Here is a 12,066-nt window from a genome sequence, read left to right as displayed (position 1 = left end):
GACCTCGCAACAGCGTGAGCGGTAATACGCGCCGAAAGCCAGACCTGCGCCGCTAGAGCCCCGCCACCAACCGGGTGCCCTGATCAATCGCGCGTTTCGCATCCAGTTCCGCCGCGACATCCGCACCGCCGATCACATGGCAGGAAATCCCCTGCTCCTCAAGCGCGTCGGCAAGGGTCCGGTTCGACACCTGACCCGCACAAAGCACGATGGTATCAGCCTCGATCAACGTCGGACGCTCCCGCGCCTCACCAAAGGTCACGTGCAGGCCGTCCGCGTCGATGCGTTCATAATTCACGCCACCGACCATCTTCACGTCCTTCATACGCAGCGCCGCGCGGTGGATCCAGCCCGTGGTCTTGCCCAGACCCTTTCCCAGCTTGCTCGCCTTGCGTTGCAGCAGCGTCACCTGCCGGATCGACGGCTCGGACTGCGGACCTTCGGGCCGGATGCCGCCGCGCACGCGCTCGGGATCTCCGACGCCCCATTCTTCAAGCCACTCGTCCAGATCTTCGGTCGGGCTTTCGTCGGTGACCAGATAATCTGCCACGTCGAAACCGATTCCCCCCGCGCCGATGATGGCGACCCGTTTACCGACCTCCGCCTTGTCGCGCAGCACGTCGATATAGGACAGCACGTTCGGCCCGTCCTGCCCGTCGATCTGCGGATCGCGCGGGGTGACGCCGGTGGCAATGATCACCTCGTCAAAGCCCGACAGATCCGCTGCCGTGGCCTCCTGCCCGAGCTTAAGGGTAATCCCCGCCGCCGCGACTGCATCGCGGTAGTAGTCCACCAACCCCCGGAATTCCTCCTTGCCGGGGATCTGCTTGGCCATGTTCAACTGGCCGCCAAGCTCTTCGGCGCGGTCGAACAACGTCACCGCCATGCCCCGCTCCGCTGCCGTGAGCGCCGAGGCCAGCCCCGCCGGTCCGGCCCCCACGATTGCGACAGATTTGGACGACGGCGTGAGCACGATCTCAGTCTCGTGACAGGCCTGCGGGTTCACCAGACAGGTCGCGGTTTTCATCGAGAAGGTGTGGTCAAGGCAGGCTTGATTGCAGGCGATGCACGGCGCGATGAGTTGAGCATGCCCCTGCGCGGCCTTCTGCACGAAATGCGGGTCGGCCAGGAACGGCCGCGCCATGCTGACCATATCCGCGCAGCCGTCGGCCAGCACATCTTCGCCCACCTGTGGGGTGTTGATCCGGTTCGAGGTGATGATGGGGATCGACACCTCGCCCATCAGCTTCTTCGTGACCCAGGTGAAGGCCCGCCGTGGCACACTGGTGGCAATCGTGGGGATTCGCGCCTCATGCCAGCCGATGCCCGTGTTCAGGATCGTCGCCCCCGCCGCTTCGATCGCCCGGGCCAGTTGCACGACCTCGGCCCAGGTGGACCCGTCGGGGATCAGATCGATCATGCTCAGACGGTAGATCACGATGAACTCGGGGCCCACGGCCTCGCGCACGCGGCGCACCACCTCGACCGGCAGGCGCATGCGGTTCTCATACGAACCGCCCCAGCGGTCGGTGCGTTTGTTGGTGTGGGTCACGAGAAACTGGTTGAGGAAATACCCCTCGGAGCCCATCACCTCGACGCCGTCATAACCCGCCTCGACCGCGCGGGTCGCGGCGGTCACCATATCGCTGATCTGTTTCTCGATCCCATCCTCGTCCAGCTCTTTGGGCGGGAACGGGGAAATCGGGGATTTCACCGGCGACGGGGCCACGCAATCCTTGGAATAGGCATAGCGCCCCGCGTGCAGGATCTGCATCGCGATTTTGCCACCGGCGTCGTGCACGCGGTCCGTGACGATCCTGTGGTTGGCGATATCGCGCTCCGAGAACAGGCCCGCCGCACCGGGAAACACCCCGCCTTCTGGGTTCGGCGCCATGCCGCCGGTCACCATAACCGCCACGCCGCCGCGCGCCCGCTCGGCATAGAATTCCGCCACCCGGTTCCAGTCGCCCGTCTCTTCCAGACCTGTGTGCATCGATCCCATCAGAACGCGGTTCTTCAGCGTCGTGAAGCCCAGATCAAGCGGTGCCAGAAGATGTGGATAGTTGGACATGGTAACCTCCCGAAAACAATCCCGGCCACAATGGCCAAGGGTGACGTGCACGTCACCCCAAACGCCGCGTCAACCGCCCTCATCTTTGTTTGGGCAAATATCCCGGGGGAGTCGCGGCAGCGACGGGGGCAGCGCCCCCACTTTGCGGCACCGCCGGCCGCCTGTCAGCCCCCGGCCGTCTCGACACAATGGCGCCTGAACGCGCGCTTGAGCATATCCAACTCGGCCCGCACCAGCGACAGCTCGGCCCGGATGTCTTCCGCCAACGCCTCCCCGGCGACGATGGAAAAGCTGGCCAGCACATCCGCGTCGCGTCGGTCACGGATCACGAAGGTCTGCACCCCGTCGGCGATCCGCTCAACCGGGATCGGCACCTGCACCAGCCAGTGCTCTTCGACGCGGTCCTGCTGCACCACGATGTCCGGCACCGGCTCGCCCAGATGCGTCACCTCAAGATCGGGCTGCCAATCGTCGCGCCCGGGATGCTTCAGCGCCCCGTGCCAGACGCCTTCGACCAGCCGCAGTTTCGTCAGTTCGATGGTGTCCGCCATGATATTTCCTACAATTCGGCCCGGGGATTGCGCGAAAAGGTGACATCGCGCAGCGTCACCTGATTCATCTCCGGCCCCTCAAAGATCAGATCGACCCAGATCGCTTCGACCCGCTTTTCGTTCAGCTTGGTATAGGCAAGGTCGAATTCCACCATGACCTTGTCGTCATACAGCGGCAATTCGCGGACGATCTGCTCGGTATTTGGGCCGTGACGCACGTTGAGGCGCGCGAAAATCTCCAGCGGCTTCTCGACCTCGACGATGGCCTCCATCCGCACCAGATGCCGTTTGAGCAAGCCATCCGTCGCACTTTGCGGCAGGTCCAGCACGAGGCTCAGGAACGACCCGTCGAACCGGAACACATCCATGCGCAGGCCGTAAGGCGCGAGGTCGGCTTCGCGCGTGTTGCGCAATTGACGCAGGCTCAGCTCCGAGATCTGGCAATCGTGGAAAATCGTCGCCTCATCCCCCAGCCGCGTCTTGCTTTCAACCGCGCTCAGCCCCTTGAACGGCAGCGCCCCGCGCCACAATTGCGGCCGCCAGGACCAGTCCGTGCCCGCCGGTTTGGGAAACGAGGTGGAACCGATCCGCGGCAGGGCCAGCCGATTGTCTGCATGATAAGTGAGTTCATCAAGCTTGTGGCGCAGGATCCGCGCCTCGGTGCGCTGTTGGCGCAGCACCGACAGGTCAACCGTCGCCGCCTGTCGCGCAGCGCGGGACCAGAAGGCCCGCGTTCGCCGCAACAGCACCTTCTCCAAGAGACCTGCGCTATGTTTCCCCATGAAGCCCCGTCACGTTAAGCCGCCCTTTTGTGGCTGTCGCGATCATACCTGCCAAACTGTTTCGCAAAAGGAAACAATTTAGCGCCGCTTCGCGAACATTCTGCCGCGGTTTTGGCCCGGATGGCCCACTGCGCGCCGGCGTCAGGGCGCGTCCTGTGCATCGGGCGCGTTCGCACGGGCCAATTCCGCCATGGCCACCGCAAGCAACCGCTCCCCCTCGGCCCGGCTCAGCGGTGCGCGCGCAAAGCTCAGCACGGACATGGTGACCAACCGGCTCCCGATATCCTGAAACCCGCGCCATTCCGCACCCGTGGTGCCCTCGAACGCGGGGCCGGAGGTATCCTCGAACCGGGCGACCACGGTGCCATTCGCCCCGGTCGCGGCCACGTCGGCGATATGCGACGCATCCCCGTCGTCGGCGAGAACCGCGCGCCCCGCGTCCGAAGTGAGGAAATCGGCGAACGCCTCCTCATTGCCGCTGACGATGGCGGAACCCGATTCACCGAACTGCACGGTGATCAGCCCGTCCAGCGTCGGCATGACCGCTGCCTGATCCGAGATCAACGCACAGCCTGCCAGCACTGCGAAGCCGCGCCGCGCGTCGCTGGCGCGCTGGTCCACGCAATAGCCTTCGGGCCCGCGAACGCGCACCGCGCCACCCATGAGCGCGAGCGCGCGGATGCCGGGACCGGAGCCGCCACCGCCCAGTGCCCCGAGGTCGGCGCAGCCCGCCAGACCGGCCAGCGCAATCGCCGCGACGCCCAGTCTGACCCCGCGCCCGACGCCCTGTCCGATCCCCGGCCCGCAGCCGATCCGCGCGCGCACGGCGTTACAGGTCCATGTAGACGTGGCGCTCCTCGGCGGCGCCGGGATGGGTCACGGCACCTTTCTGCGCCCCGCCCACCAGCTTGGCGTATTTCCACAGCGCGCCCGAGGCATAGATCGTCTCACGCGGGCCTTTCCAGTCGGCGCGGCGCTGCTCGAGCTCCGCATCGGACAGGTCCACCGTCAGTGCCCCGGTCGTCGCGTCGATGGTGATCATGTCGCCGTTCTTCACCAGACCGATCGGCCCACCGTGCGCCGCTTCCGGTCCCACGTGCCCCACGCAGAAGCCCCGTGTCGCGCCCGAGAACCGGCCGTCGGTGATCAACGCGACCTTCTTGCCCATGCCCTGACCGGACAGCGCCGCCGTCGTCGCTAGCATCTCGCGCATGCCGGGGCCGCCGCTGGGGCCTTCGTTGCGGATCACGATGACCTCGCCTTCCTCATAGGCCCGTTTCTTAACCGCCTCGAAGGCGTCTTCCTCGCATTCGAAAACGCGGGCGGGGCCGGTGAAGGTCTGCTCTTCGGCTTTCATGCCCGCGACCTTCACGATGGCGCCTTCCGGTGCCAGATTGCCCTTCAGCCCGACCACACCGCCGGTCGGGGTCAGCGGCGTGTCCACGGGATAGATCACGCGGCCGTCCGCCTCACGCGCAACAAGGTCCAACTCGTGACCGATGCTTTCGCCGGTGGCGGTGATGCAGTCCTCATGGATCAGCCCCGCCTTGCGCAGCTCGCGCATCACGACCGGCACGCCGCCCGCTTCATAAAGGTCCTTCGCCACATACTGGCCGCCGGGCTTGAGGTCGACGAAATAGGGCGTGTCGCGGAAGATGTCGCAGACGTCGAACAGGTCGAAGTCGATCCCCGCCTCATGGGCGATCGCGGGCAGGTGCAGACCGGCGTTGGTGGACCCGCCGGTGCAGGCCACGATCCGTGCGGCGTTCTCGAGCGATTTGCGGGTCACGATGTCGCGCGCGCGGATGTTCTTCTCGAGCAGGTTCATCACCGCCTCGCCCGAGGCTTTGCCATACTGGTCGCGGCTCTCATAGGGCGCGGGTGCACCCGACGAGTTCGGCAGCGCGAGGCCAATCGCCTCGGACACGCAAGCCATGGTGTTGGCGGTGAACTGCCCGCCGCAGGCGCCGGCGGACGGACAGGCGATGCGCTCGAGCACTTCCAACTCGGCTTCGGACATGGTGCCGTTCTGCTGATGGCCCACGGCCTCGAACATGTCCTGCACGGTCAGGTCGCGATCCTTGTAGGCGTCCGGCACGTCGGACCCGGCGGGCACCCGGCCCGGCAGGATCGAGCCGCCGTAGATGAACACCGACGGCGTGTTCAGACGCACCATCGCCATCATCATCCCCGGCAACGATTTGTCGCAGCCCGCCAGCCCGACAATCGCATCGTAGCAATGCCCGCGCATGGTCAATTCGACCGTATCGGCAATCGCTTCGCGCGACGCCAGCGAAGACCGCATGCCTTCGTGGCCCATGGCGATTCCGTCGGTCACGGTGATCGTCGTGAACTCGCGCGGGGTGCCGTTGGCGTGTTTCACCCCCATCTTCACCGATTGCGCCTGACGGTTCAGGGCGATGTTACAAGGCGCAGCCTCGTTCCAGCAGGTCGCCACCCCGACCAGCGGCTGGTGGATTTCTTCTTCGGTCATGCCCATCGCGTAGTAATACGACCGATGCGGCGCCCGCGCCGGTCCCTGGGTCACGTGGCGGCTTGGCAGGTGCGACTTGTCGGTCCGGTCATTTTTCATGGCGGGCATCCTTTGGAACAAATTAGCGTTGCAAAGGGTCTAATTCGCGCGTGAGCACTCCACAAGACGCAATAAAACATCCGCCCGCCGAACGCGCCCCACCGCGCGGGCAGTGTTTGCAATTCACCCTCAAGGGGCCTATTTCGGACGCAACCGTATCAAAGGCCTGACCATGAACTGGATTTCCAACTACGTCCGCCCCCGCATCAACTCCATCTTCTCGCGCCGCGAAGTGCCCGAGAACCTCTGGACCAAGTGCAGCGAATGCGGAACCATGCTGTTCCACCGCGAACTTGCCGAGAACCTGAACGTCTGCACCTCGTGCGATCACCACATGGCGATCACCCCGCGCGACCGCTTCAAGGCGCTGTTCGACGGGGGCACCTTCGTCGAGGTCTCGGTGCCTGCGCCCACCACCGACCCTTTGCATTTCCGCGACCAGAAGAAATATCCCGACCGGATGAAGGCCGCGCAGAAGCAGACCGGCGAGAAAGAAGCGATGCTGGTGGCCGAGGGCGAGATTGGGCGCACGCCGATTGTCGCCGCCGGACAGGATTTCAGCTTCATGGGCGGCTCCATGGGCATGTATGTCGGCAACGCAATCATCGCCGCCGCCGAACGCGCGGTTGAGAAGAAGTGCCCGCTGGTGCTGTTCTCGGCCGCAGGTGGCGCCCGCATGCAAGAGGGGATCCTGAGCCTCATGCAGATGCCGCGCACCACGGTCGCGGTCGAGATGCTGAAAGAGGCGAACCTGCCCTACATCGTCGTGCTGACGCACCCGACCACCGGCGGTGTCACCGCCTCCTATGCCATGCTGGGCGATGTGCATATCTCCGAGCCCAACGCGCTGATCTGCTTTGCGGGACCGCGCGTCATCGAACAGACGATCCGCGAAAAGCTGCCCGAAGGGTTCCAGCGTGCCGAATACCTGCTGGATCACGGGATGCTGGACCGGGTCACGCACCGCATGCAGATGCGTGACGAGTTGATCACCATCTGCCGGATGCTCATGGGCCTGCCGCCCGCCGTGGCCGGCGATTTGCCCGCACCCGAGACGGTTGAGGCCGACCCCCCCGCCGAAACCGATGAGGGGGATGCGCCAGCGAAGGACGCGGAGCCCGGGGCGTGACCCAGTCGTCGGACCTCATCCTTGAGAGGATGATGGCGCTCCATCCCAAGATCATCGACCTGACTCTCGATCGGATGTGGCGGTTGCTGGGGGCCCTTGGCAACCCGCAAGACAATCTGCCGCCGGTGATCCATATCGCCGGCACCAACGGCAAGGGCTCAACCCTCGCCATGATTCGCGCGGGGCTTGAGGCGCAGGGCAAGACCGTCCACGCCTATACCTCGCCGCATCTGGCACGGTTCCATGAACGCATCCGCCTCGCCGGTGCGTTGATCTCGGAGGAGGCGCTGACCGAGGCGCTCGACCGGTGCTATGCCGCCAATGACGGGGAGGAGATCACCTATTTCGAGATCACGACCTGCGCGGCACTGCTGGTCTTCTCGGAAACCCCGGCGGATTACACCCTGCTCGAGGTGGGTCTGGGTGGGCGTCTGGATGCCACGAATGTCATCACCCCGGCGCTCTCCGTGATCACGCCGATTGCGTTGGACCATCAACAATACCTCGGCGACACCTTGCCCGAGATTGCCGCCGAAAAGGCCGGTATCATCAAACGCGACGTGCCCTGCATCGTCGGCCCGCAACAGGACGCGGCCCTTGAGGTGATCGAGGACACCGCCGCGCGGCTGGGCGCGCCGCTTCTGGCGCACGGCCAGCACTTCCACGTCACGCAGGAACACGGGCGGCTGGTCTATCAGGATGAGACCGGCCTACTCGACCTGCCGCGTCCGGCCCTGCCCGGCCGGCATCAGGTGCAGAACGCGGGCACCGCGCTGGCCGCCCTGCGCCAGCTTGGCGCGGATGACGCCGCCGCCGAAGCCGCGATGACCGATGTCACTTGGCCCGCCCGCATGCAGCGCCTGACCGAAGGGCCGCTTGTGGAACGCACGCTTCCGGCCGAGATCTGGCTCGACGGCGGACACAATCCGGCCGCCGGTGCGGCCATCGCCGCCACGCTGGCGACCCTGCCCGAACGGCCCACCCACCTGATCTGCGGCATGCTCAACACCAAGGACGTCACCGGCTTCATGGAACCGCTCGCCCCCTATGCGGCAAGCCTTTATGCCGTGTCGATCCCGGATGAGCCGAACACCCTGCCCGCCGAAGACACCGCGCAGGCCGCGCAAGCCGCAGGCATCGACGCGCGCACCGCCGACAGCCTGCAAGATGCGCTGAACGCGATCACCGCTAAGACCCCGAACGCCCGCATCCTGATCTGCGGCTCGCTGTATTTCGCGGGGCATGTCCTGCGGGAAAACCGGTGATCCGGACAGCGGTGCTCGTCGCGCTGTTCGCCGTTCCGGCGGGCGCGGCTGACTTCGAATTCTGCTGGGAGGGGGCCAACGGCTACCGGATGGAAGGCCGCATGACCGTGCCCGACGCGCTGCTGGACCGACCGCTTTTGACCCACGACGACGTCACCGCTTTCACCATTCAGGGGTTCAAGGACGACGTGCCGCTGGGCGCGTGGAACATGGCGCAGCGCCACCCCGGGACCGCGTGGAACCTGTCCTTCGACCCGCGCGGCATGGTGTTTCCCACCGGCGGCATGCACGATGGTCCCAAGGGGCAGGCCTGGAACGCGGGCGGACGGGCCGACGATTGCGGCAATCCGGGCTTTGGCTTCAACTCCGGCACGAACGCCCAGGACCTTTGTGTGAACAACGTCTGGCGCACCGACAGCATGATCAACCGCTACACCCGATTTCCGGTCCATCCCGCCGGACAGGCTACGCTTGACTGCGGCGGAGCCGCGCTTCTGGGCCGGACAGTTCAGATGCCCCGCCTCGTCACCCCCGCCGCTTACGGAAAAAATAGCCCCTGGTGATTCGTTTTTCTTTGACGGGTGCGCCGGGATACCTCTATATCTTTGGCCAACACCTAGAGGTGACGTAGTTTTAGCGCCACGCCACTACATCTAGATCGCGAATCGTTGGGGGACGAGGGGATGACACGCACCGCCGGGGCCGGCCTTTCCACAGCCAGACTGTCCGCGCCCCGCCCCCGTGCGCCCGCCCTATTCCGCGCTGAAAGCTCCATCTCGCTTCATCCGGCCCCGCGCATGTCGCGCGCAGCGGCCCTTTCGCACCCCGTGGTCCCTGCCTTGGCCGCGCAGGGTTGCACCACATTTTCAGCCCCGCACACGGGACGCTGACACGATCTTGGCAGGGCGAGGGGGCGGGCCACAGGCTCGTCTTCTTGTTTCAACAGATAAAACCGCTCGGGCCATCAGGGGCGCGCCCACCCGAGCAGACGATCAAAGGGGGCACGCGCCCCGGAACAACGGCAAGGACCATCGAGCGGATGGGCAAAGCAAAGATCACGGCGGCCGCCCTGTGTGCGGCACTCGGACCGGGCGGCATTCCGGCCGCAGCCGTCTTCGCGCAAGAGGTTCGCATTACCCCGCTGAAATCCGACAGCACCTTCACCGTGAACGACCGCAGTTTCACGATCACCCGCGGGCAGGTTCCGCAAATGCCCGTGCCGGATACCGCAGGCCCATGCCCGCCCGCATGCCTGCAGCCTTTGCAGGTCGCCCCGGGCGTCACGACCATCGCGGAACTTGAGCTTCTGACGTTCCTTGAGACAACCGTCTCCGCTGGCGACGGTCTCCTCCTCGACGCGCGGGACCCGGCCGATTTCGCCGCCGCTTCGATCCCCGGCGCGGTCAACGTGCCCCGCGCGACCCTGTCGCCGGACAACCGATACCGTGGAGATATTTTGCGCGCGTTGGGCGCGACCCCGGACGGGTCTGGCGACCTCGATTTCAGCACCGCCCGCACTTTGGCGATCTATGCTGCCGGGCCCGTGTCGCCGGATGCGCCCCATACGATCTCCGACTTGCTCGACGCGGGCTATCCACCCGAAAAGCTTCTATTTTATCGCGGCGGGCTTCAGGCATGGCAGCTTGCGGCACTCACCGTCCAGTCCAGCCAGCCGCCCGATTAAGACGCAAGGCATTTTATGATCCGCACCGTGCTCGCCCTCTTCTCCATCGCCGTTCTGATCTGCGGCGTGATCATCTATCGCCCGTTCAGCGACACCCCAGCCGCGCACTCCGCCCCGACGGATGTTGAGGTCACACGGGCCGCCGGGCAAGGCACCGACACCCTGGCCCTGGCCGCGGTCGCATCCGCACCGGCACCGCGTCCCGCGCCCGTTGCCGCTCAACCGGCGACGCCGCCCCGACCGGATACAAGCGACACCGACCTCACGGCGATGACCAACAACGTGCTGGCGGAACTCGGCTTCGCCGGCGTCTCTCCGACGCCCACCGCCGCCGACGCGGACCGCGCATCAACCGCCGACATTCTGGCCAATATCTCCGCCGCGACCGGGCAGGAGTCGGTCCTCGACGACCGGCCAACCCTTGAATCCATCGTTGTGGCGGCCCTGCGGGCAGGCGAGAGCGACGGAGAAATCGACCGCATCGTCAATGAAGCCGCCGCCTCCGGCGACCTTGCCGTGCCGGAGTTGCTGGTCACGTCGGACGGGCGCGTGGACACCCACGTGATGCTTGCCAATATCGTCACCCAGGCGCAGATCGCAGCCGGCGGCGCCGCCCCCGCCGCGCCCCGCGTCACGCCGGACAACACCCAGGGCATGGAAGTCCGCGTCGTGCAGCGCGCCACGGACGAGGTGCAGGCCCGGTTCTACACCGTGCAGCCCGGCGACAGTTTGGGCGCCATTTCCATCAAGTTCTTCGGCGTGGTTTCCTACTACGACGCGATTTTCGACGCCAACCGCAGCAAGCTGGCCAGCCCGGACCGGATCCGCGTCGGGCAACGTCTGGTGATCCCGCAGATCTAGTCCCCGCGCCCCCAGTCCGCGCCTTGCATCTCGCGCAGGCGGCTGGCGGTGCGCTCGAACTCGAAGACGCCCGCCCCTTCGACATAGAGCATCTCCGGCAAGGCCGCGGCCGAGGCGATCAACCGCACCTTCGCCTCATACAGCGTGTCGATCAGGGTCACGAAACGCTTGGCTTCGTTGAAGTTCGACCGGCTGAGCCGCGGAATATCCTCAAGGATCAAAACCCGCACCGCCTCGGCCAGCGCCAGATAATCCGCCGCCCCCAACGGCACGCCGCACAGGTCCGCAAACCGCGCGCGCGCCACGCCGTCCGCAAAGGCCGGGATCACCACATCGCGGCCCTTGACCCGCAACACCAAAGGCGCGACCTCTTCCCCGGTCAGGCCGTCGAACAAGGCGTCGATCCGGGCCCGCGCCGCCGCGTCGGCGGGCGTGAAATACATCTGCGCCCCCGACAGCACCGATTGCCGGTGGTCCTGATCGCTTTCCAGATGATGCACGACCATCTTGTCGTTCAGCAGGTCGATGAACGGCAGGAACAACTGTCGGTTCAGACCGTCTTTATAAAGATCCTCGGGCACCCGGTTCGAGGTGGTGACAACCACCACGCCCGCCGCGAACAGCGCTTCGAACAGACGGCCCACGATCATCGCATCGGTGATGTCGCTGATCTGCATCTCGTCAAAGGCCAGAAACCGGACCCGGCGCGCCAGATCGGCGGCCACCGGCGCTATGGCGTCGTCCACGCCCTCTTTGCGGGCCGCTGCGATCGCTTCGTGCACCCATTGCATGAAACTGTGGAAATGGCTGCGCTGCTTGGGCACCTCGACCAGATCGTAAAGCAGGTCCATCAACATGGACTTGCCCCGCCCGACACCGCCCCAAAGATACAAGCCCTTCGGCCCTTCGACCGGCGCCGGCTTGCGGAACCAGCCGGCCTTCGGCGCGGGCGGCGGCTCGCGCAGGGCCAACCGCACCCGTTCCAATTCGGGCAAGGCCGCCCGCTGCACCGGGTCCTCCGTCAGCCGCCCCTCCGCGACCCGCGCCTGATATGCCTGTGCAACCGTCGTCATGCCCCGTGCCTACCTGCGCGCCGTCTGCGTCGCAATCCATCGCCCCTGCTTCTCTGG

Annotated in this window: 11 protein-coding genes; 5 read left to right on the top strand and 6 right to left on the bottom strand. The window is 65.9% G+C overall.

Annotated elements, in window-relative coordinates; translation table 11 throughout:
- Positions 1–52: 52 nt before the first annotated feature.
- The 5 genes from DC363_RS10370 to ilvD form a co-directional block, all read right to left on the bottom strand.
- Positions 53–2,071, bottom strand: coding sequence for an NADPH-dependent 2,4-dienoyl-CoA reductase (locus DC363_RS10370; RefSeq protein WP_108641082.1), 2,019 nt, complete (start codon positions 2,069–2,071; stop codon positions 53–55).
- 164 nt (positions 2,072–2,235) lie between these two features.
- The gene (locus tag DC363_RS10365; RefSeq protein WP_108641081.1) at positions 2,236–2,622 is read right to left on the bottom strand and encodes a hypothetical protein; all 387 of its coding nucleotides are present in this window, start codon (positions 2,620–2,622) and stop codon (positions 2,236–2,238) included.
- An 8-nt stretch (positions 2,623–2,630) separates the two neighbouring features.
- Entirely contained in the window at positions 2,631–3,404 is a 774-nt protein-coding gene (locus tag DC363_RS10360) for a DUF6478 family protein (RefSeq protein WP_108641080.1), read from the bottom strand.
- Positions 3,405–3,545: 141 nt separating this feature from the next.
- Positions 3,546–4,229: a hypothetical protein gene (locus tag DC363_RS10355; protein WP_241962976.1), complete on the bottom strand. Its 684-nt coding sequence runs from the start codon at positions 4,227–4,229 to the stop codon at positions 3,546–3,548.
- A 4-nt stretch (positions 4,230–4,233) separates the two neighbouring features.
- Positions 4,234–5,997 carry a dihydroxy-acid dehydratase gene (gene ilvD, locus DC363_RS10350; protein ID WP_108641079.1) on the bottom strand — a complete coding sequence of 588 codons (1,764 nt, stop codon included), beginning with the start codon at positions 5,995–5,997 and terminating at the stop codon, positions 4,234–4,236.
- A gap of 172 nt (positions 5,998–6,169) precedes the next feature.
- Here ilvD and accD point away from each other — a divergent pair, with 172 nt between their 5' ends.
- From accD to DC363_RS10325, 5 genes are all read left to right on the top strand, one after another.
- The gene (accD, locus tag DC363_RS10345; protein WP_108641271.1) at positions 6,170–7,126 is read left to right on the top strand and encodes an acetyl-CoA carboxylase, carboxyltransferase subunit beta; all 957 of its coding nucleotides are present in this window, start codon (positions 6,170–6,172) and stop codon (positions 7,124–7,126) included.
- A complete protein-coding gene (locus DC363_RS10340; protein ID WP_108641078.1) occupies positions 7,123–8,391 on the top strand; it encodes a bifunctional folylpolyglutamate synthase/dihydrofolate synthase in 1,269 nt (422 codons plus the stop codon). The genes accD and DC363_RS10340 overlap by 4 nt, the downstream gene beginning before the upstream one ends.
- Positions 8,388–8,954: a hypothetical protein gene (locus tag DC363_RS10335; RefSeq protein ID WP_108641077.1), complete on the top strand. Its 567-nt coding sequence runs from the start codon at positions 8,388–8,390 to the stop codon at positions 8,952–8,954. The genes DC363_RS10340 and DC363_RS10335 overlap by 4 nt, the downstream gene beginning before the upstream one ends.
- A 476-nt stretch (positions 8,955–9,430) precedes the next feature.
- Positions 9,431–10,075, top strand: a complete 645-nt coding sequence (locus DC363_RS10330; protein ID WP_108641076.1) for a rhodanese-like domain-containing protein — start codon at positions 9,431–9,433, stop codon at positions 10,073–10,075.
- A gap of 15 nt (positions 10,076–10,090) precedes the next feature.
- Positions 10,091–10,936 carry a LysM peptidoglycan-binding domain-containing protein gene (locus tag DC363_RS10325; RefSeq protein WP_108641075.1) on the top strand — a complete coding sequence of 282 codons (846 nt, stop codon included), beginning with the start codon at positions 10,091–10,093 and terminating at the stop codon, positions 10,934–10,936.
- On the opposite strand, the gene zapE is transcribed toward DC363_RS10325, so the two are convergent.
- Positions 10,933–12,009 (bottom strand): cell division protein ZapE, encoded by a 1,077-nt coding sequence (zapE, locus tag DC363_RS10320; protein WP_108641074.1) that lies wholly within the window; start codon positions 12,007–12,009, stop codon positions 10,933–10,935. The genes DC363_RS10325 and zapE overlap by 4 nt on opposite strands.
- Between the last annotated feature and the right edge of the window lie 57 nt (positions 12,010–12,066).

This window comes from Thalassorhabdomicrobium marinisediminis (genome assembly GCF_003072065.1).
Classification (GTDB): Bacteria; Pseudomonadota; Alphaproteobacteria; order Rhodobacterales; family Rhodobacteraceae; genus Octadecabacter; species Octadecabacter marinisediminis.
This window is presented reverse-complemented; position numbering and strand designations above follow the sequence as displayed.